The following is a 20,834-nucleotide window of genomic DNA, read 5'->3' as shown; positions in this document are numbered from 1 at the left end:
GATAACCAAAAGCCGAAAAAGTGTCGGCATGCATCAAGACCCGATCTGTTTCTTCTGCCCCTGCGCGTTTTATGGGGTGCCGGCCCATTCATTGCAAGCATGTGGGAAAGTATCTGGACCGCCAGCCTGTCAATCGCTTGACGGATCACGGCTTTTGTGTCGAAACCGGCGCACAGAGGCGCGAGTATGACAGTCACCGAATACCCTTCCGTTCCCGATCCCGAGAAACTGGCCCGCCGGCTGGGCAGGCGGTCGCTTGTCTTCGTCGGTCTCATGGGCGCCGGCAAGACGGTGATCGGCCGCCGCGTCGCCGATGCGCTGAAACTTCCGTTCATAGACAGCGATCACGAGATCGAAACGGTCTCCCGCATGACGGTGCCGGATCTGTTCGCCACCTATGGCGAGGCCGAGTTCCGCTCGCTGGAGCGGCGCGTGATCGCCCGGCTTCTGAAGAGCGGCCCGCGCGTGGTCTCCACCGGCGGCGGCGCGTTCATGAACCCGCTGACGCGCCGTGCCGTTGCGCGCCGGGGCGTTTCCGTCTGGCTCAAGGCCGATCTGCCCACTTTGATGGAGCGGGTCAGCCGCCGTTCCCACCGGCCGCTCCTGAACAACAGCGATCCCGAAGGCGTGATGCGGCGTCTCATGGAAGAGCGCTATCCACTCTACGAGGAATCCGACATCACCGTGCACTCGCGCGATGAGGCCAAGGATGTCATCGTCAGCGAGGTCATCGTCGCGCTCGATGAGCATCTGCGCGAGCAGGCAAGGCGACGGGAAGAAGAAAAGCAGAAGGAAAGCCGGTCATGAACGATGCCACGAAGGCGCTTGCCACCGTCAATGTTTCGCTTGGTGCGCGCGCCTATGACATCCTGATCGGGCCTGGCCTCCTGCAGAGCGCGGGTGAGGAAATTGCACGCCGCCTTCCGGGCGTGCGCGCCGCCATTGTGACGGACAGCAATGTCGCGGAAGGTCATCTCGCCACGCTGCAGGCGGGGCTTGAAGCCGCCGGCATCGAGGCGACCGCCATCACCGTTGCGCCCGGCGAGCGTTCGAAGCGTTTCGCCACGCTTGAAGAGGTGGTGTCCGGCATTCTCGACGCCCGTCTGGAGCGCGGCGATATCGTCATTCCGCTGGGCGGTGGCGTTGTCGGCGATCTCGCGGGCTTTGCCGCAGGCATCGTACGGCGCGGCATGCACTTCGTCCAGGCCCCGACATCGCTTCTCGCACAGGTGGATTCCTCGGTCGGCGGCAAGACCGGCATCAACACGGCGCATGGCAAGAACCTTGTGGGCGTCTTCCATCAGCCGCAGCTGGTCATCGCCGACACGGCGGTGCTCGACACGCTGCCACCACGCGAATTTCGCGCCGGCTATGCCGAAGTCGCCAAATACGGGCTGATCGACCGGCCGGATTTCTTCGCCTGGCTGGAGAAGAACTGGCAGGCGGTGTTCGATGGCGGGCCTGAGCGCGTGGAAGCCATTGCGCAGTCCTGTCAGGCAAAGGCCGATGTGGTGGCGCGCGACGAGCTGGAGATGGGCGACCGCGCGCTGCTCAATCTCGGACACACTTTCGGTCACGCGCTGGAAGCGGCCACGGGCTATGACAGCGCGCGTCTGGTGCATGGCGAAGGCGTGGCCATCGGCATGGCGCTGGCGCACCGCTTCTCGGCCAGGCTCAATCTGGCGAGCCCCGACGATGCCGGGCGCGTCGAGGCGCATCTTTCAGCCGTTGGCCTGCCGACCCGGCTTTCCGATGTTCCCGGCGGCCTCCCTGGCGCGGAGCAGCTTTTGACCTATATCGCGCAGGACAAGAAGGTGTCGCGCGGGGCGCTCACCTTCATTCTCACTCGCGGCATCGGCCAGTCTTTCGTGGCGAAAGACGTGCCGACCAGCCAGGTTCTTTCCTTCCTTGAGGAGTCTCTTCCCCAATGACACCAGAGATGTGGATCACCGGCGGCATCATTCTGGGCCTGATCGCGCTCTCTTTCCTGTTTTCAGGAACCGAAACCGGCATGACCGCTGTTTCGCGGGCCAGGCTGCACACTATGGAGGCCAATGGCGACGCGCGCGCCGGTCTTGTCGACCGCCTGATCCAGCGTCGCGACCGGCTTGTCGGCGCATTGCTGATCGGCAACAATCTGGTCAACATCCTTGCCTCAGCGCTCACCACCAGCCTGTTCCTGAAGCTCTTCGGCGATGCCGGCGTGGTCTATGCCACCATCATCATGACCGTGCTTCTGGTGATCTTCGCGGAAATCCTGCCCAAGTCCTGGGCGCTTGCGAAGCCGGAGCAGTTCGCGCTCACCGTGTCGCCCTTCGCGCGCGTCGTGGTGATGATGTTCGGCCTCCTGTCGTCGCTCGCCAACGGCATTGTACGGCTGCTCCTGTCCATCTTCGGGGTCGATCTGCAAAGCCGCGAATCCATGCTTTCCGCCCATGAGGAGCTGCGCGGAACCGTCGAGGTTCTGCACCGCGAGGGCGCGGTGGTGAAGCAGGATCGCGACCGCGTTGGCGGTCTGCTCGACCTGCACGAGCTGGAACTTTCCGACGTGATGATCCACCGCACCAACATGCGCTCCGTCAATGCCGACGAAGCGCCGGAAGTGGTGGTGCGTGAAATCCTGCGCAGCCCCTATACGCGCATTCCCATCTGGAAGGGCTCCACGGAAAACATCGTCGGCGTCGTCCACGCCAAGGATCTCCTGCGCGCGCTGGGCGATGTGCAGAACGATTATTCCAGGATCGACATTGCCAAGGTCGCTTCAAAGCCGTGGTTCGTGCCCGACACGACAACCCTGCAGGACCAGCTCAACGCCTTCCTGCGGCGCAAGGCGCACATCGCCATCGTCGTCGACGAATATGGCGAAGTGGAAGGCCTGGTCACGCTTGAGGACATCATCGAAGAAATCGTCGGCGATATTGCCGATGAGCACGATGTGGAGGTTCAGGGCGTCAAGCAGGAGGCCGATGGCTCCATCGTGGTGGAAGGTTCCGTGCCGATCCGCGACCTGAACCGCGCGCTCGACTGGAACCTGCCGGACGAGGAGGCAACCACGATTGCCGGTCTCGTCATCCACGAGACGCAGACCATTCCCGACGAGAAGCAGGCCTTCACCTTCTTCGGCAAGCGCTTCATCGTCATGAAGCGCGACAAGAACCGCATCACGAGACTTCGGATCAGGCCGCTCGCCTGATCCGGGCGATTGGATCTGTCAGTGATCGCTGCTCCTAAAATGACCATAGTCATTGCCTATGGTCATTTTCGTTTCTATCTTTCGACAGCAGACGCTGGAGTATCGATATGACTGTTGAGATATCCAAATCCCGTTTCAAGGCGCGTGCACTTGAGTATTTCCGCGAGGTGGAAAGAACCGGTCAGCCGATAACCATTACGGATCACGGCAGGCCGACACTGGAAATCCGCGCGCTTGAGAAAAAGACAGGTGCGCGCGACGCGCTCGAGCGCCTCAGGGGATCGGTGAAATCCTACGAGCGCCCTTTCGAGCCCGTCGATGAGGCTGACTGGGATGCGTTGAATTGATCGGGATCGACACGCATGTGCTTGTCTGGTGGGCCAATGGCGACACCGACAGACTAAGCCCGGCGGCGCTTGATGCGCTTGATGCTGCTCTGTCGGGCGGAAAAATCTTCATGTCGTCCATCACGGCATGGGAAATCGTCATGCTGGCCGCCCGTGGCAGGCTCCTTCTATCGGAAGATGTCCGCCGCTGGCTGGATGTGGTTGCGGAGGTCCCCGCCGTCGAGTTTGTGCCCGTCGACAATGAGATCGCGGTTTTGAGCACCCGCCTCGGGTATGGCTTCCACCGCGATCCCGCAGACCGTTTTATCGTGGCGACATGCCAGAAGCTTGCGGTGCCTCTGGTTACAGCCGATGAGAAAATCAGGCGATACCCGCATCTCACCACAATCTGGTGACAGCGAGCCTTACCAGCGCGTCGGTTCGCCCGGCGCTGCCGGTTCGATGGCGAGTGCGTGCACGCTGTCTTTCAGCTCTTCGGCGAGCAGTTCGTTGACGGCGCGGTGGCGCTCGACGCGGTTCATCTTCGCAAACGCATCGGCGACGATGCGCACGCGGAAATGCGTTTCGCCCGTGCCGTCGAAATGTTCCTGATGGCCCGCATGCAGGTGGCTCTCATTGATCACGGCAAGCCGCTCCGGCGAAAATGCATCCGTGAGCTTGCTTTCTATCGTCGACTGGATGGACAATGACGTCTCCTCACACCATATGGGGGCTATCCCCAAATTCACGTTCGATTCAAGCGCTAGGTCGAACTTTGGCCAAAAGTCAATTCTTGTATCCCGGCGCTGAGCGGCCATACTTCCACACTGATTTGGTGACACGCAGTCCGATATGAAACCCTACTCGAAATATTTCGAGAAAATTCGCATTCGACCCGACCCGCAGGCGGAGGCGAAATCTCGCGCGCCACGCTGCCAGTGGGATGGCTGTGATGAGCCGGGCATGCATCGCGCGCCTGTCGGGCGTCACGCGGAGGGGCAGTATTTCCGCTTCTGCGTCGATCACGCCCGGCAATACAACAAGGGCTACAACTATTTCTCCGGTCTCAGCGATTCCGAGGTCGCGCGCTATCAGAAGGAAGCGCTGACCGGCCACCGTCCGACCTGGAAAATGGGTGGCAGCGGAGAGACACGGGCTGCGGCTGATTTCTCCACCTATCGGTCGGGCCGCGCGGCCTATCACAACCGGGTGGGCGACCCGTTCAACATGTTTGGCGAGCAGCAGGCCGCGCGCAAGCCGCGCGAAAAGCGGTTGAAGCCGCTTGAGGCCAAGGCGCTCGAAACACTGGGCCTGGGCGCACAAGCGACTGGCGAACAGATCAAGTCGCGGTATAAGAACCTGGTGAAGCAGCACCATCCCGATGCGAATGGTGGCGACCGGGGTTCTGAAGACCGGCTCAGAAGCGTGCTTGAAGCATACCGTCTGTTGAAACAGGCGGGTTTCTGTTAAAGCGGGCGTCTGATAAGACGCGTTGAACAAAGTCTGATGAGACGCTCCGGAAAAACGAACAGTTCAAGCGATGCAGGCAAGGGCCTGGCCGCTGGAGGCATGATGAACAAGATTGACCGCGATATCGCCAATTTGCCCGATACGACCGTTTCGGTGAAAGACACGTTCGGCTTTGAGTCCGACATGGTTGTGCCAGCCTATTCCGTGGCCGATTCCCACGTGCCGGACGTCGATCCCGACTATCTGTTCGACAAGCAGACGACGCTCGCCATTCTGGCGGGCTTTGCGCACAATCGCCGCGTGATGGTTTCCGGCTATCACGGCACCGGCAAGTCGACCCATATCGAGCAGGTCGCCGCGCGTCTCAACTGGCCCTGTGTCCGCATCAATCTCGACAGCCATGTCAGCCGTATCGACCTCGTCGGCAAGGACGCCATCGTGGTCAAGGACGGCAAGCAGGTCACCGAGTTCAAGGACGGTATCCTGCCCTGGGCTTATCAGCACAATGTCGCGCTCGTTTTCGACGAGTATGACGCCGGCCGCCCGGATGTGATGTTCGTCATCCAGCGTGTTCTGGAATCGTCCGGCCGCCTGACCCTGCTCGACCAGAGCCGCGTCATTCGTCCGCATCCCGCCTTCCGCATCTTTGCCACGGCCAACACCGTCGGTCTTGGCGACACGACCGGCCTCTATCACGGCACGCAGCAGATCAACCAGGCGCAGATGGACCGCTGGTCCATCGTTACCACGCTCAACTATCTGCCGCATGACGACGAAGTCGCCATCGTTCAGGCAAAGAACAAGCATTTCCAGAACGAGAAGGGCCGCGAGACGATCTCGCGCATGGTGCGCGTTGCCGACCTCACGCGTTCGGCCTTCATGAATGGCGACCTGTCGACCGTCATGAGCCCGCGTACGGTGATCATGTGGGCCGAAAACGCCGAGATCTTCGGCGATGTCGGCTTCGCCTTCCGTCTCACCTTCCTGAACAAATGCGATGAGCTGGAGCGTGCGCTGGTCGCCGAGTTCTACCAGCGCGCCTTTGGCGAGGAACTGCCGGAGAGCGCTGCCAACGTCGCGCTGAGCTAAGGCGTTTTGCCGTCAGGTGAAAACAGCTGATGCCCGCAGAAATGCGGAAGACAGGTAGTTGGAGCGGAACAGCGTTTCCATGAAACGATGAGCCGCTCCAGAGCATCGGACCGAAAAGTGGGAACCGGTTTTCGGGTTGTTCCGATGCTCCATCAACAGTTTGGATTGTCTTTTATGCGTCCGGATGGATGCACGGCGGTCTAGGAGGGATGATGCATTATCAAGGTGGATGTCATTGCGGCAGCGTGCGCTACAGCGTCGATGTCGATCTCGAAAATCCGATCACCTGCAATTGCTCCTATTGCAGCAAGCGAGGCAGCATTCTCGCTTTTGCGCCCCTGGACAACTTCTCTCTCGAGAAGGGCGGTGAAACCCTGACGGCGTATCGTTTCAACACCAACACGATTGAGCATCTTTTTTGCTCGACCTGTGGGATGGAATCCTTCGCGCGCGGCGCGATGCCGGATGGCACGAAGATGGTGGCCGTGAATGTGCGCTGCCTCGACGGTGTCGACCTGGCGGGGCTCGATCCGCAGGAATATGACGGCCGGGCGCGCTGAGCCGGCCGAGAAAAGACGGACCCGTGAGCCAGACCAACCGCAAGCCCGGACAACCCGCAGACGCACCGCTTGATCCTTTCAAGCGGGCGACCACAGCATGCATGCGCGCCGTTGCCGGCGATCACGAGCTTGAGGTGTCCTTCTCCAAGGACAAGCCATCGCTCACGGGCAGTCGCGCGCGCCTGCCGGACCTGCCCAAGCGGGCGACGGTCGAAGCGCTGACCGTCACGCGCGGCATCGGCGATTCCATGGCGCTGCGCCGCGCCTGCCACGATATCGATCTGCACCGCCGCCTCGCACCGGAAGGCAATGAGGCGCGCGCCATTTACGACGCCGTCGAGCAGGCCCGTGTCGAGGCCATCGGTTCGATTGCCATGCCGGGCATGGGCGACAACATCGCCGCCATGCTCGAGGACAAATACGAACGCGCCAATCTGGCCGGGGTTTCCGAAAAGGCCGATGCGCCGCTTGAGGAAGCCATTGCGCTGATGGTGCGCGAGAAGCTGACCGGCCGGCCCGTGCCGAAGAGCGGCGAAAAGCTCGTTTCGCTCTGGCGCGACTGGGTTGAGGGCAAGGCCGGGGCCGACATCGACGCGCTTGCCGCACAAATTGAGGATCAGAACGGCTTCGCCCGCGCCGTGCGGGACCTCCTTTCTTCCATCGATCTCGGCGAGGAGCTTGCCGAGGAAGAGCAGACCGAGGAGAGCGAGGAAGACAGCGACGCTCCCGAGGCCCAGGAGCAGGCGGAGCAGAGCGAGGACGACGAGTCCGGCGGTGAGGAAAGCGAAGGCGAGGAGTCCACGGGCGAGAGCGAGGACACCGAGACCGGCGAGAGCGAGGCCGGCGACACGACCGCCGACGATGTTTCCGAGGATGACGAACTGGATTCGGAGACGCCCGGCGAGGCGCGTCGTCCCGACAGCCCGTTCGATCAGGCCGCCCGCGATATCGACTACAAGGTCTTCACCACCGAGTTCGACGAAACGGTCGGCGCCGAAGAGCTTTGCGACGAGGAAGAGCTCGACCGTCTGCGCGCGTTCCTCGACAAGCAGCTTGCCAATCTGCAGGGTGTGGTCGGGCGTCTCGCCAACCGTCTGCAGCGCCGCCTGATGGCGCAGCAGAACCGCTCCTGGGATTTCGATCTGGAAGAGGGGGTGCTCGATACGGCGCGGCTCGTGCGTCTGGTCATCGACCCCATGCAGCCGCTCTCCTTCAAGCAGGAGCGCGACACCAATTTCCGCGACACGGTGGTGACGCTGGTGCTCGACAATTCGGGCTCCATGCGCGGCCGGCCGATCACGGTGGCCGCCACCTGCGCCGACATTCTGGCCCGCACGCTGGAGCGTTGCGGCGTGCGCGTCGAGATCCTCGGCTTCACCACACGTGCGTGGAAGGGCGGGCAGGCGCGCGAGAAATGGCTCAAGGAAGGCAAACCCGCCAATCCCGGCCGCCTGAACGATCTGCGCCACATCATCTACAAGAGCGCCGATGCCCCCTGGCGTCGCGCCCGCCGCAATCTCGGCCTGATGATGCGCGAGGGGCTTCTGAAGGAAAACATCGACGGCGAGGCGCTTCTGTGGGCGCACCAGCGCCTGATGGCGCGGCCCGAGCAGCGCAAGATCATGATGATGATCTCCGATGGTGCGCCGGTCGACGATTCCACCCTGTCGGTCAATCCCGGCAATTATCTGGAACGGCATCTGCGCGGGGTCATCGACCTGATCGAGACCCGCTCGCCGGTCGAGCTTCTGGCCATCGGCATCGGCCACGACGTCACGCGCTACTATCGTCGCGCCGTCACTATCGTCGATGCGGAAGAACTGGCCGGTGCGATGACCGAGCAGCTCGCCTCGCTCTTCGAGGAAGAGGGCGCGCGCCGTAGCGGCGGTGCGATGCGGCGTGCGGGCTAGAGCGTCTGACCGAAAAGCGGAACCCGGTTTTCGGTCATTCCGATGCTCCATCACGCGCGTAGATCATCCTTTGTGCGCCCGGATTGGCGCACGGCCATCCAATCCGTCTGCTTCTAGCCGCCTGCTTCCTGCCTGGCTGCGATCTTTCGGTTTGACGGTGCAGGGCGTGCGCCCAGACGGCCCTCATGGCGCGCGCCCACACAGCCCTCATGGTGAGCGCCCACATAGCCCTCATGGTGAGCCTGTCGAACCACGGGGGCGGGGTGAAGGGCTGTGGCACGGCCTGCGCCTCTTCCTTGTGGCACTGGTCTTTGCCCTCGCTGCGCCGGCCTCCGCTCAGGAGCCAGCCATCTCCGTGCCGGTCAAGGCGACCCCGATCCGTCACTTCGCGGTGGGCTCCCACGAAACCCGTTTTGGGCCGCTGGAATTTGCCGGTGGTCTTTCCATGACCTCGCCGGTGGACCATTTCGGCGCATTCTCCTCCTTCCGCTTCATGTCGCCAGGCGCTGATGTCATCGGCGTTTCCGACACCGGCTTCTGGTTCTTCGGAACAGTGACCCGTGACGCCGAGGGGCGGCCAGCGGGCTTTGCCGATTTCAGCATGCAGCCCATGGTGGACGGCGCGGGCAGTTCCACGCGCGAGAAATGGACCACCGATGCCGAAGGCATTGCGGTGAAGGATGATCTGGCGACGGTCAGCTTCGAGCGCGTGCAGCGCATTGCGGAATTCGGGATCGAGCGCGGAGCCATGGGGGCCGCGATCCGCGATCTCGACTTCCTCGTGCCGCGCCATGAGTTGCGCAACAATCGCGGTTTCGAAACCATCGCCTACGCGCCTCCGGCCGGGCGGCTCGGCGGTGCGCGTGTCGTCGTGGCCGAGCGTAGCATCGACGAGAACGGCAATTGCTTCGCGGCCATTCTCGAAGGGCCGCACAAGGGCGTCTTCACCGTCGCCCGCTCGGACGGGTTTGACATCACGGATGGCGCATTCCTGCCTGATGGCGATCTGCTCTTGCTGGAGCGGCGTTTCACGCTCGCCCAGGGCGTTGCCATGCGCCTGCGCCGCATCGACGGCGCAACCATCGCGCCGGGCAGTGTCGCCGACGGGCCGGTGCTCTTCACCGCCGGCATGGACTATCAGATCGACAATATGGAAGCGCTGGATGTCTGGCAGCGCGCCGATGGCGCGACCATGGTGTCACTCATGTCCGACGACAACCATTCGCTCCTGCAGCGCAATCTCTATCTGGAATTCCGGCTGCTTGGGGAGTGAGAGGTGGCTGTTGCTCCCTCGTTCGGGATGCCGGCCCCAACGTTCACGCCCCCTTCCCCGCATGCGGGGAGAGTGGGCGTTTCTGTTGTTCGGTGCCAAGCGTCCTCGCCCTTCGACAGGCTCAGCCCTTCGACAGGCTCAGGATGAGGACTGTTTTGCTGATGACGCCCGCAAATAACGGTTCGGAATGAAGCACCCGCAAGCTCAGTAGCCCTCATCCTGAGCCTGTCGAAGGGCGAGGGCGCTTGGCACTGCCTTCTCAACCGCCGCGCTTCTTCAACGTCTCACTATCGGGTTTGAGTGCCGGCGCACGCCCCTCATCCCCCTGCCGGGACCTTCTCCCCGCATGCGGGGAGAAGGAAGCGTTGCTGTTGTTCGGCACCGAGCGTCCCCGTCCTTCGACAAGCTCAGGATGAGGACTACTGAGCCTGCGGATTGGTTCATTCCGGGTAGTTTCTTGCTGGCGTCATCAGCAAAACAGCCCTCATCCTGAGCCTGTCGAAGGGCTGAGCCTGTCGAAGGGCGAGGGCGCTTGGCGCTGCCCTCTCAACCGCCGCGCTTCGCCTGCGTCGCCGCTTCGTCCACCGTCATCCCGTCTGTGCTTAGAACAACGCCAAACAGCTCTTCGGCTTCCGCCGCCGTGTAATACCCCAGCGCCACATCCTGCAGCACGCTATCCGGCGCGCGGCGGAGCGGATCGCCATAGCCGCCGCCGCCCGGTGTTCCAACCGCAACACGGTCGCCGGCTTTGAGCGGAATGTCCTGTTCCTTGGAAAGGTGCGGCGGGACATGGGCCGCACCATCCTGCCAGACGGTCACCGCGTTCACCTTGCCGTCCCGCCCGCCAAGCACGCCCTGCGGTCCGGTGCGGCCATGGTCCATCACGAAGGAGGCGCGTGCGTTGCCGCGCAGAAGCTCCACCTCGTAGGAAAGGCCGAACCCGCCGCGATGCTCGCCGGCGCCGCCCGAGCCCTCGCGCAGCGCGTAGCGGCGGTAAAGCACGGGGAAAGCCTGTTCCATCACCTCAACCGGAGGCGATTTGGAGATGCCGATGGTGGAGCAGCCATTGGTCAGGCCGTCATGGTCGACATTGCCGCCATAGCCGCCGCCGGAAATCTGGTACATCACGAAATCGCGGCCGCGCGCCGGATCGTGCCCGCCAAGCGCAAAATTTCCGCTGGAGCCGGCGGGCGCGGCGGTGACCTTTTCCGGCAGCGCCTTCACCATTGCGGCGAACACGGCCTCCGCAATGCGCTGCGAGACCTCGGCCGCACAGCCCGACACCGGGCGCGGATAGCACGCGTCGAGAAATGTGCCTTCCGGCCGGTTGATGATCAGCGGCTCGAACGCGCCCGCGCTGAGCGGCACTTCCGGGAAAATGTGGCGCATCGCCAGATAGACGGAGGAAAGCGTGGTGGCGAGCACACTGTTCATCGGTCCCGCGCAGGGCGGGCTCGATCCATCGAAGTCGAAGGTCAGCGTGTCGCCCCTCTTTTCGATGGCAAGCGCGATGGTCAGCGGGGCGTCCACCACGCCGTCTGAATCCACGAAAGCCGCGCCGCGATAGACCCCGTCGGGGATCGGCGCAATCAGCGCGCGCATCTGCGTGGCCGCACGCCTGCGCAGCTCCGCAATGGCCTGGCGCACCGTGTCGTCGCCATAGCGGTCGAGCACCTGGGCAAGCCGTTCCGCGCCCACTTCCAGCGCTGCGCCCTGCGCCCGGATATCGCCGATGCGCTGGTCCGCAACGCGGATGTTGGAGCAGATGATCGCGTAGATTTCCGGGTCGAGCGCGCCCTTCTTGAAAAGCTTCACAGGCGGCAGGCGCAGACCTTCCTGCTCCACCGCCGTGGCAGAGGCGGAAAAGCCGCCGGGAACCGCGCCGCCAATGTCCGGCCAGTGGCCGGTGTTGGAGAGCCAGCAGAAGATCTCGCCATCGCGCCACACGGGCATGGCGAAGCGCACATCCATGAGATGCGTGCCGCCCAGATAGGGGTCGTTGACGATGTAGATGTCGCCGGGTTCGGGTGCTGCCGTCTCGCCGCCCGCGATGCGCTCGATGAGCGTGCACGTGGAATACTGCATCACGCCGACAAAGACCGGCAGCCCGGCCGAGCCCTGCGCGATCAGCGCGCCGTCTTCGGCGGCGTAGATGCCATCCGAACGGTCGTTTGCCTCGGCGATGACGGGAGAGAAGGCGGCGCGCGAGAAGGTCAGGTCCATCTCGTCGCACACCTGCTGGAGCGCGGCCTGAATAACGGAAAGCGTGATGGCGTCGAGGGCGGGGGTGTTCGTGTCGGTCATCCGTGCCTCTCTTTTGCGTTGCCGCCACGCCCCTCATCCCCCTGCCGGGACCTTCTCCCCGCCTGCGGGGAGAAGGAGGCTTTCATCGGCGTTGCAGCCATCGCCCTTCTCCCCGCAGGCGGGGAGAAGGTGCCGGCAGGCGGATGAGGGGCAGGCGCGGCGTTCATCAGCTCGCTCCCACCGTGATGATGATGTTCCCATCCGCATCGGATGCCGCCCGGTCTCCGGGTTCGATCACCGTGGTGGTGTCGAGCTGTTCGAGGATCGCCGGCCCCTCGATCACCGCATCGAGCGGCAGCTTTTCGCGGGCATAGACCGGGGTGTCATGCCAGGCACCCGCAAACCAGACTTGCCGCTTTTCATTCAGCGCTTGGGCGAGGGTTTCAACCCGCCCGGCCGGATCAATCAGGCTGGCGAGATCGATATCCGCGCGCACACCGATCACCGACGTGTTGAGATTGACGAGATTGGCGCGGATTTCGGGCAACCGCACCTTGAAGCGTTTGTAATAGGCGTCCTCGAAGAGCGCCTGCAGCGTGTCGCGGTCGATTTCGGGGCCGGGCAGTGGCACGTTGATGAGGTGCGTTTGGCCGACAAACTGCATGTCCGCCGTGTGCACGCATTCGATGCGCTCCGGCTGAACGGTCTCCTGCGCGATCAGCGCTTCGCCCTCGGCGCGCTGTTCATCCAGCACGCTTCTGACCAGCGCCACATCGAGGCTTGCGACAGGGCGGTTCACCGTGCGCACGAAATCGTGTCGCAGATCGGCCACCACGCAGCCAAGCGCATTGGTGATGCCGGGGCGCGCCGGCACCATCACGCGCGGAATGCCCAGTTCACGGGCAAGCGCTGCCGCGTGCAACGGTCCCGCGCCGCCGAAAGCGAACAGCGCAAAGTCACGCGGGTCGTGACCCTTGCCGAGCGACACCATGCGGATCGCGCCGGCCATCTTGATGTTGGCGATTTTCAGCACCGCACCGGCCGCTTCCACGCCCGAAAGGCCGAGATCGCCACCGAGTTTCTCGGCAAAGATTTCTTCGACATCGGCGACGGAAACCGGGTTGTCGACCGAGAGCAGCTTTTGGGGGTTCAGCCGGCCCAGAAGAAGATTGGCGTCGGAAATGGTGGGCTCCACGCCGCCGCGGCCATAGCAGATCGGGCCGGGCTTTGCGCCCGCGCTCTGCGGCCCCACTTCCAGAAGCCCCGCATCGCTGACGCGCGCGATCGAGCCGCCGCCCGCGCCCACCGTGTGCACATCCACCATGGGCACGTGGATCGGCATGGCGTATTCCACCTCGATCTCGTTGGAGACCGCAGGCCGTGCGCCGCGCACCAGCGCCACGTCTGTGGACGTGCCGCCCATGTCGTAGGTGATGAGATTGTCAACGCCCGCCCGCCGCGCGGTGAAGGCGGCGGCCATTACGCCGGACGCCGGGCCGGACATCACCGTCTTGGCCGCTTCGCGGGCCACATGGGCGGCGGAGATCATGCCGCCATTGCCGTTCATCACCAGGAAGTCGCGCGCATAGCCGAGGCCTCGCAGCTCATTCGAAAGCCGGGCGACATAGCGTTCGAGGATCGGCTGCACCGAGGCGTTGACGGCGGCGGTCACGCCGCGTTCGAATTCGCGCGCTTCCGAGAGCAGGGCGTGTCCAGTGGTGATGTAATCGTTGGGCCAGAGTTCGGCGGCGATTTCGGCTGCGCGCTTCTCATGCGCCGGGTTCGCATAGGCATGCAGGAAATGGATCACCAGCGAAACGCAGCCCGCATCGAGCAGCGCCTTGACCGCTTCGCGCACGCCCTCCTCGTCGAGCGGGGTGAGCGCATTGCCGGCAGCGTCCATGCGCTCGCCCACCTCCAGCCGCAGATTGCGCGGCACAACGGGTTTGAACGTGCCCGTCATGCCATAGGCTTGCGGCCGCGTGCGCCGTCCAAGCTCGATGATGTCGCGGAAACCGGCGGTGGTGATCATGCCGGTTCGCGCAAGCTGCCGCTCCAGAACCGCATTGGTCGTGGTGGTCGTTCCATGCACGATCAGGCCGATTTCGGAGGCCGGTACGCCCGTCTCCCGAATGGCGTTGACGACGCCGAAGGCCTGGTTCTCGATGGTGGTCGGGGTCTTGGCGACACGCACCCGGGGGCCCATATCGGTGCCTGAACGTGTGTCGATCAGGATCAGGTCAGTGAAGGTGCCGCCCACATCGATGCCGGCGACCACAGAACCCGAATTGATGCCATTTTTCTCAACCATTGGGAAAATCCGGAATGCGAAACCTTTTTTGACCCGACGATATGAAATAGGTGTCGAACGCTGGAAACTTGACGTCAAATTCATTTGTATACTAATAATCTCGGCAGGCAAGAGCCGCCATTAATGCCGTGATTTGAGTTTGCATCCGCACCCGAAACAGGCATAGAGACTTCCGACCGAACGAGGAAAGTACCGATGGACAGCGCTGCGCTCCGCGAGGCCGAGGCCGAAAAGACAACCGAATTCCCGATTCCCGCCGGCTGTTATGCCGAACGCGTGACGTCGGTGAAACACTACACGGACAAGCTGTTCTCGTTCCGCATCACGCGGCCGCAGAGCTTCCGTTTCCGCTCCGGCGAGTTCGTGATGATCGGTCTTCCCAATGCCGCCAAGCCGGTGTTCCGCGCCTATTCCATCGCCAGCCCCAACTGGGATGAAGAGATTGAATTCTTCTCCATCAAGGTGCCGGATGGTCCGCTGACCCAGCACCTGCAGAAGATCCAGCCGGGCGACACGGTGCTGATGCGCCAGAAGTCCACCGGCACGCTGGTCAACGATGCGCTGACGCCGGCGAAAAACCTCTACATGATCTCCACCGGCACGGGCATTGCGCCTTTCGCAAGCCTGATCCGCGACCCGGAGACCTATGACAAGTTCGAGAACATCATCCTGACCCATACCTGCCGCGAAGTGGCGGAGCTGGATTATGGCAAGGAGCTGGTGGCCGCGCTCAAGGACGATCCGCTGATCGGCGAGCTGGTCGAGGGACGTCTGACGCATTTCACCTCCACCACGCGCGAGACCTCGCCTGTCATGGGCCGCATCACGACGTTGATCGAGAATGGCGAGCTGTTCAAGGCGCTCGGCACCGAACCCTTCAACCGCGAAAACGATCGCGTGATGATCTGCGGTTCGATGGAGATGCTGAAGGACGTCAAGGCGCTGACCGAGAAGGCGGGCCTCAAGGAAGGCTCCAACGCCGAGCCGGCCGATTTCGTCGTCGAACGCGCCTTCGTCGGCTAAGTCCTCTTCTGTTTGTCTGCCAGCATGACTGATATCCTCCTTGTCTCGGCCTGCGGGGAGAAGGTGCCGGCAGGGGGCTGAGGGGTGTGCGCCGGCGCTCAAACCCGGCAGTGAGACGTTGCAGAAGCGCGGCGGTTGCGAGGGTCGAGCCAAGCGCCCCCGTCCTTCGACAGGCTCAGGATGAGGACTACCGGGTTTGCGGTGTGGTTCATTCCGAACCGTTGTTTGCGGGCGTCATCTACTCAACAGCCCTCATCCTGAGCTTGTCGAAGGACGGGGGTGCTTGGCACCGAACAACAGCAACGCTTCCTTCTCCCCGCATGCGGGGAGAAGGTGCCGGCAGGCGGGTGAGGGGCGTGCGCCGGCGCTCAAACCCGGCAGTGAGACGTTGCAGAAGCGCGGCGGTTGCGAGGGTTGGGCCAAGCGCCCCGTCCTTCGACAAGCTCAGGATGAGGACTACTGGGCTTGCGGTGTGGTTCATTCCGAACGGTTATTTACGGGCGTCATCTACTCAACAGCCCTCATCCTGAGCTTGTCGAAGGGCGAGGGCGCTTGGCACCGAACAACAGCAACGCTTCCTTCTCCCCGCGTGCGGGGAGAAGGTGCCGGCAGGCGGATGAGGGGCGTGCGCCGGCTTCAGTCGGCCCTCTGTCTGCATTGAAGCTTCTTCTTCTTTGAGCCCGTGCGCTTGCCCCTCATCCTCACCTTCTCCCCGTGCACAGGGAGAAGGGGGCATATGCGCCGCGCGCAGTTACACAGCCTCGCGCTGCTTTAGCCGCATGTTTCGTGGACAGGTCCGTTGAGAAAGCCAGCCGACTGCCAGGCAGGTCGCCCTTCACATCGCCGACAAACAAACCTCCTGCTCCCCAACCCGTCACCCCTTGACCTCACGCATCAGCCATGACAAAAGCCAATCCATAATATCGATAAATCCGGATATTTGGATAATGCAAAAGTCAGAGGCCATCGACGCACTTGCTGCTCTTGGGCAGGAAACCCGTCTCGACGTGTTTCGTCTGCTTGTTCGGACCGGGCCTGAAGGTCTGCCGGCGGGCGAGGTCGCAGCGCGGCTGGGCGTGGTGCAGAACACCGCTTCCACCCATCTCAAGGTTTTGGCTCAGTCCGGCATGATCCGCGCGGAGCGGGAAGGGCGGGTCATTCGCTACAAGGCGGACATGACCGGCTTCCGCGATCTCCTGTCCTTCCTCATGGAAGACTGCTGCAACGGAAATCCGGATCTCTGCCGCCCTGCCATCGAGGCGGCGACCTGCCATTGCTAGGAGGCAAGACCATGCGTGATCAGCCCTTCAACGTGCTTTTCCTGTGCACCGGGAACTCGGCCCGCTCGATCCTCGCCGAGGCAATCCTGAACCGGGTTGGCGCAGGCCGCTTCAAGGCCTACTCGGCAGGCTCGCAGCCCAGGGGTGCGGTGCACCCCTATGCGCTGGAACTGCTGGAACACATGAACCATGACGTTTCCTTCGCGCGCTCGAAGGACTGGGACGAGTTCGCAACGCCCGATGCGCCGAAGCTGGATTTCGTCTTCACCCTGTGCGATAGCGCCGCCGAGGAGGCCTGTCCGGTCTGGCCGGGCCAGCCGATGACAGCGCACTGGGGCCTGCCGGATCCGGCGGCAGCCACCGGCACCGAGGCCGAGAAGCATCTCGCCTTTGCCGATGCCTATCGCATGCTCAACAACCGCATTTCCATTTTCACGGCGCTGCCGCTCGCCTCGCTCGACCGGCTTTCCCTGCAGCGCCGTCTTGATGATATCGGCCGCACCCCGGCGCATTCCCAATAGGATCCACGAACCATGACTGACCAAACCCTGGACCGCGCGGGCAAACCGGCTGGCGGGATCGGTTTCTTCGAAAAATATCTTTCCGTCTGGGTGGCGCTCTGCATCATTGCCGGCATCGCGCTCGGCAATCTGATGCCCGGCCTGTTCGGCTTTCTTGCCGGGCTTGAATACGCCTCGGTCAATCTGGTCGTTGCCGTGCTTATCTGGGCCATGGTCTTCCCGATGATGGTCAATGTCGACTTTGCGAGCCTCAGCCACATTGGCGACCGGCCGAAGGGCCTCGTTCTGACGCTCTTCGTCAACTGGCTCGTCAAGCCCTTCACCATGGCCGCGCTCGGCGTCCTGTTCTTTGAATATGTCTTTGCCCCGTGGATCGAGCCCGCCGATGCGCAGCAATACATTGCCGGCCTGATCCTTCTGGGCGCAGCGCCCTGCACGGCCATGGTCTTCGTGTGGAGCCAGCTCACCCGCGGCGACGCCACCTACACGCTGGTGCAGGTGTCGCTCAACGATGTGGTGATGATCTTCGCCTTCGCGCCCATCGTCGCCCTGTTGCTCGGCGTGACGGACATCGTCGTGCCCTGGGAGACGCTGCTTCTGGCCACAGGCCTCTATGTGGTCATTCCACTGGTCGCCGGCGCCCTGACGCGCAAATGGCTGACCGGCCGCGCCTCTGGCGCTGAGGCTGAAAAGGCGGTCTCAAGCTTCACCGCGTCGCTGAAACCCGTTTCCGTGATCGGCCTTCTGGTCACCGTGGTTCTGCTGTTCGGCTTTCAGGGCCATGTCATCGTTGAACGGCCCATTCTGATCGTTCTGATCGCGGTGCCGCTTCTGATCCAGTCCTATGGCATCTTCTTCCTGACCTATTTCGCGGCCCGCATCTGGAAAGTGCCGTTCAATGTCGCCGCGCCCTGCGCCCTCATCGGCACGTCGAACTTCTTCGAACTTGCGGTGGCTGTGGCCATCAGCCTGTTCGGCTTGAATTCCGGCGCCGCACTTGCCACGGTGGTGGGCGTGCTGGTCGAGGTTCCGGTGATGCTGTCGCTGGTCGCCTTTGCCAACCGCACCCAGGACTGGTTCCCCAAAAGCTGAGTGAGAAAACCCCCGAGAGCGGAGCGAGAAAACAATGACCGCAACCATCTATCACAACCCCAAATGCGGCACCTCGCGCAACGTGCTGGCCATGCTTCGCGAAGCCGGTGAAGAGCCGGTGGTGATCGAATATCTCAAGACGCCGCCCGGCCGTGAAAAGCTGGTGTCCCTGATCGCCGCCATGGGCGTTTCGCCGCGCGCGATCCTGCGCCAGAAGGGCACGCCCTATGACGAGCTTGGCCTTGGCGAAGACAAGTGGAGCGATGACGAACTGATCGATTTCATGGTCGAACACCCGATCCTGATGAACCGTCCCATCGTTGAAACCCCGCTTGGGACGAAGCTCTGCCGCCCGTCTGAAACCGTGCTGGAACTCCTGCCGGAAGACGCGGTGAAATCCTTCACCAAGGAAGACGGCGAGGTGGTGAAGTAGCGCGGAAGGTCCGGTAACCGCGCGAAATCCTCCCTTCACCGCTGTACATTTGTCTTCGACGCGCGTAGTACGGCGCAAAAGCGTTGGCAGAATGGCCGCGCTGCGCGCCCGCCAGGCTATCTGCATCAGATGATCTCTTAGAGCGCGCTCATTTCCGAAAGAAGATGAATGACCGAGTTCGAAGGCATTGTGCCGGCGCTTGGCCGGGCGTTGGATAAACGCGGCTATACCGAATTGACCCAGGTGCAGAAGGCTGTGCTGGAACTGGAGCCCGCTGGTGCGGATGCGCTCGTTTCCGCACAGACCGGCTCCGGCAAGACCGTCGCCTTCGGCATCGCGCTGGCGCCCAGCCTGCTCGATGGCGGGGAGCGCTTTGACCGCGCTGCCGCCCCGCTCGGTCTCGCCGTCGCGCCGACGCGTGAACTGGCGCTTCAGGTCAAGCGCGAGCTGGAATGGCTTTACGCCGAGACCGGCGCCGTCATCGCTTCCTGTGTCGGCGGCATGGACATCCGCACCGAGCGCCGCGCGCTTGAGCGCGGTGCGCATATCGTCGTCGGTACGCCGGGTCGCCTGTGCGACCATATCCGCCGCAATGCGCTCGACATGTCGGATCTGCGCGCCGTCGTGCTGGACGAGGCCGACGAGATGCTCGATCTCGGCTTCCGCGAAGATCTGGAGTTCATTCTCGACGCAGCCCCCGCCGAGCGTCGCACGCTGATGTTCTCGGCCACGGTTTCGCGCACCATCGCCAATCTGGCGAAGAACTATCAGCGCGATGCGGTGCGCATCACCACCGCCGCCGAGCAGAAGCAGCATGTCGATATCGATTATCGTGGCTTCCTGGCTGTGCCGCAGGAGCGCGAGAACGCCATCATCAACGTGCTGCGCTATTATGAGGCGCGCAACGCACTGGTGTTCTGCAACACGCGCGCCACCGTCAATCATCTGACCGCGCGCTTCAACAATCGCGGCTTCTCGGTCGTCGCCCTGTCGGGTGAGCTGAGCCAGAGCGAGCGCACCCATGCGCTGCAGGCCATGCGCGACGGACGCGCCCGCGTCTGCGTGGCGACGGATGTTGCCGCCCGTGGCATCGATCTGCCCAATCTGGAGCTGGTGGTTCACGCCGACCTGCCCACCAACACCGAAACGCTTCTGCACCGCAGTGGCCGCACCGGCCGCGCCGGGCGCAAGGGCGTCAGCGCGCTCATCGTTGCCCCCAATGGCCGCCGCCGCGCCGAGCGCCTTCTGCGCGACGCCAAGGTGCGCCTCGAATGGGGCAGCCCGCCCTCCGCTGAAGAGGTTCTGCGCCGCGACGACGAACGTCTCATGGCCGATCCGAACCTTGATGAGCCGATCCAGGAAAACGAGACCGAGTTCGTCGAGGCGCTGCTCGCCAAACATGGCGCGGAGCAGGTGGCGGCGGCTTTCGTGCGCCTTCATCGCGGCAAGCTTTCCGCGCCTGAAGATGTAACGGAAGTCACGATCTTCGATTCCGGCAGCGCGCGTGAAGAGCGCAAGCCGCGCCGTGAGGACTTCGACCAGAGCACCTGGTTCTCGCTGTCCGTCGGACGCAAGCAGAATGCCGAGCCGCGCTGGCTCATCCCGCTTCTGTGCCGTGCCGGCGAACTCACCAAGAGTGAGATCGGCGCGATCAAGATGCAGCAGGACGAGACCTATGTGGAACTCGACGCTGCCTGCGTGCAGCGTTTCCTGTCGACCATCGGTCCGGACGCTCTGCTGGAGCGCAGCATCCGCGTGGTGCAGCTCGATGGCGTTCCCGAGTTTGCGCCGCGCAACGGGCCAAAGCCCTTCGGCGCAAAACGCAGGCCGGCCGGCAAGCCGCATCGCAAGGGCGGTGGCGGCGAGTGGCGCGACGACGCCAAGCCATGGGCCAAGAAGGACGGCAAACCCGGCAAGCCGAAATTCGGCAAGCCCGCCGGCGGCAAGAAGAAGCCGCGCAAGAAGCCTGACTGACGAGGCCTTCCTTCAGAGAATCAAGAATGTTGCGCCGCGGAAAGAAATCGGGTTAAACACCGCGCATCCGCTCTGGACCCGGTGAAATTCCGGGTGGCTCTGCCGGCCGCTGATCCGCCGGCGCAACCTTGATAG

Annotated in this window: 19 protein-coding genes and 1 other annotated feature; of the genes, 16 read left to right on the top strand and 3 right to left on the bottom strand. The window is 63.2% G+C overall.

The annotated features are described in order from the left end of the window. Positions 1–186 precede the first annotated feature (186 nt). The 5 genes from JYP46_RS14145 (at position 187) to JYP46_RS14125 (ending at position 3,935) form a co-directional block, all read left to right on the top strand. Positions 187–807 (top strand): shikimate kinase, encoded by a 621-nt coding sequence (locus tag JYP46_RS14145; protein ID WP_113153334.1) that lies wholly within the window; start codon positions 187–189, stop codon positions 805–807. Further along, complete coding sequence (gene aroB, locus JYP46_RS14140; protein ID WP_113153333.1) at positions 804–1,931, top strand: 3-dehydroquinate synthase; 1,128 nt, start codon at positions 804–806, stop codon at positions 1,929–1,931. Before JYP46_RS14145 ends, aroB begins: the two co-directional genes overlap by 4 nt. Beyond that, positions 1,928–3,193 carry an HlyC/CorC family transporter gene (locus JYP46_RS14135; RefSeq protein WP_113153332.1) on the top strand — a complete coding sequence of 422 codons (1,266 nt, stop codon included), beginning with the start codon at positions 1,928–1,930 and terminating at the stop codon, positions 3,191–3,193. The genes aroB and JYP46_RS14135 overlap by 4 nt, the downstream gene beginning before the upstream one ends. Before the next feature lie 107 nt (positions 3,194–3,300). Beyond that, positions 3,301–3,540 (top strand): type II toxin-antitoxin system Phd/YefM family antitoxin, encoded by a 240-nt coding sequence (locus tag JYP46_RS14130; protein ID WP_113153331.1) that lies wholly within the window; start codon positions 3,301–3,303, stop codon positions 3,538–3,540. Continuing rightward, complete coding sequence (locus tag JYP46_RS14125; protein ID WP_206548437.1) at positions 3,537–3,935, top strand: type II toxin-antitoxin system VapC family toxin; 399 nt, start codon at positions 3,537–3,539, stop codon at positions 3,933–3,935. The genes JYP46_RS14130 and JYP46_RS14125 overlap by 4 nt, the downstream gene beginning before the upstream one ends. Positions 3,936–3,944: 9 nt before the next feature. Here JYP46_RS14125 and JYP46_RS14120 read toward each other — a convergent pair whose 3' ends face one another. After that, a complete protein-coding gene (locus JYP46_RS14120; protein ID WP_113153329.1) occupies positions 3,945–4,226 on the bottom strand; it encodes a BolA family protein in 282 nt (93 codons plus the stop codon). 145 nt (positions 4,227–4,371) lie between these two features. Here JYP46_RS14120 and JYP46_RS14115 point away from each other — a divergent pair, with 145 nt between their 5' ends. The 5 genes from JYP46_RS14115 to JYP46_RS14095 all read left to right on the top strand — a co-directional run bounded on the left by JYP46_RS14115 (position 4,372) and on the right by JYP46_RS14095 (position 9,821). After that, the gene (locus tag JYP46_RS14115) at positions 4,372–4,989 is read left to right on the top strand and encodes a J domain-containing protein (RefSeq protein WP_206546079.1); all 618 of its coding nucleotides are present in this window, start codon (positions 4,372–4,374) and stop codon (positions 4,987–4,989) included. Between the two features lie 102 nt (positions 4,990–5,091). Next, complete coding sequence (cobS, locus tag JYP46_RS14110) at positions 5,092–6,078, top strand: cobaltochelatase subunit CobS (protein ID WP_206546232.1); 987 nt, start codon at positions 5,092–5,094, stop codon at positions 6,076–6,078. Positions 6,079–6,290: 212 nt separating this feature from the next. Next, positions 6,291–6,638, top strand: a complete 348-nt coding sequence (locus JYP46_RS14105) for a GFA family protein (protein WP_206548436.1) — start codon at positions 6,291–6,293, stop codon at positions 6,636–6,638. Then, entirely contained in the window at positions 6,635–8,548 is a 1,914-nt protein-coding gene (gene cobT / locus JYP46_RS14100) for a cobaltochelatase subunit CobT (protein ID WP_210346621.1), read from the top strand. The genes JYP46_RS14105 and cobT overlap by 4 nt, the downstream gene beginning before the upstream one ends. Positions 8,549–8,903: 355 nt before the next feature. Next, positions 8,904–9,821 carry an esterase-like activity of phytase family protein gene (locus JYP46_RS14095; RefSeq protein ID WP_222474125.1) on the top strand — a complete coding sequence of 306 codons (918 nt, stop codon included), beginning with the start codon at positions 8,904–8,906 and terminating at the stop codon, positions 9,819–9,821. Between the two features lie 546 nt (positions 9,822–10,367). Here the strand turns inward: JYP46_RS14095 and JYP46_RS14090 are convergent. Next, positions 10,368–12,125, bottom strand: a complete 1,758-nt coding sequence (locus JYP46_RS14090; RefSeq protein ID WP_206548434.1) for a hydantoinase B/oxoprolinase family protein — start codon at positions 12,123–12,125, stop codon at positions 10,368–10,370. 166 nt (positions 12,126–12,291) lie between these two features. Continuing rightward, a complete protein-coding gene (locus JYP46_RS14085) occupies positions 12,292–14,376 on the bottom strand; it encodes a hydantoinase/oxoprolinase family protein (RefSeq protein WP_206548433.1) in 2,085 nt (694 codons plus the stop codon). A 195-nt stretch (positions 14,377–14,571) separates the two neighbouring features. Between JYP46_RS14085 and JYP46_RS14080 the strand changes: the two genes are divergently transcribed. The 6 genes from JYP46_RS14080 to JYP46_RS14055 all read left to right on the top strand — a co-directional run bounded on the left by JYP46_RS14080 (position 14,572) and on the right by JYP46_RS14055 (position 20,699). Further along, a complete protein-coding gene (locus JYP46_RS14080) occupies positions 14,572–15,399 on the top strand; it encodes a ferredoxin--NADP reductase (RefSeq protein ID WP_206548432.1) in 828 nt (275 codons plus the stop codon). A gap of 947 nt (positions 15,400–16,346) precedes the next feature. Further along, positions 16,347–16,679 (top strand): ArsR/SmtB family transcription factor, encoded by a 333-nt coding sequence (locus tag JYP46_RS14075; protein WP_206548431.1) that lies wholly within the window; start codon positions 16,347–16,349, stop codon positions 16,677–16,679. A gap of 11 nt (positions 16,680–16,690) precedes the next feature. After that, positions 16,691–17,200, top strand: a complete 510-nt coding sequence (locus JYP46_RS14070; protein WP_206548430.1) for an arsenate reductase ArsC — start codon at positions 16,691–16,693, stop codon at positions 17,198–17,200. A 12-nt stretch (positions 17,201–17,212) separates the two neighbouring features. Continuing rightward, positions 17,213–18,292, top strand: coding sequence for an ACR3 family arsenite efflux transporter (gene arsB, locus JYP46_RS14065; RefSeq protein ID WP_206546086.1), 1,080 nt, complete (start codon positions 17,213–17,215; stop codon positions 18,290–18,292). 34 nt (positions 18,293–18,326) lie between these two features. After that, positions 18,327–18,725, top strand: a complete 399-nt coding sequence (arsC, locus tag JYP46_RS14060) for an arsenate reductase (glutaredoxin) (RefSeq protein WP_113153320.1) — start codon at positions 18,327–18,329, stop codon at positions 18,723–18,725. 168 nt (positions 18,726–18,893) lie between these two features. After that, complete coding sequence (locus tag JYP46_RS14055) at positions 18,894–20,699, top strand: DEAD/DEAH box helicase (RefSeq protein ID WP_206548429.1); 1,806 nt, start codon at positions 18,894–18,896, stop codon at positions 20,697–20,699. 71 nt (positions 20,700–20,770) lie between these two features. Beyond that, positions 20,771–20,826: a sequence feature (sul1 is cis-regulatory element that is thought to sense ions involved in sulfur or methionine metabolism; They are found in Alphaproteobacteria), on the top strand. The last annotated feature ends 8 nt before the right edge of the window (positions 20,827–20,834 follow it).

This window comes from Nitratireductor aquimarinus (assembly GCF_017255295.1).
Classification (GTDB): Bacteria; Pseudomonadota; Alphaproteobacteria; order Rhizobiales; family Rhizobiaceae; genus Nitratireductor; species Nitratireductor aquimarinus.
The sequence above is the reverse complement of the archived record's forward strand: the minus strand, read 5'-3'. Positions and strand labels throughout refer to the sequence as shown.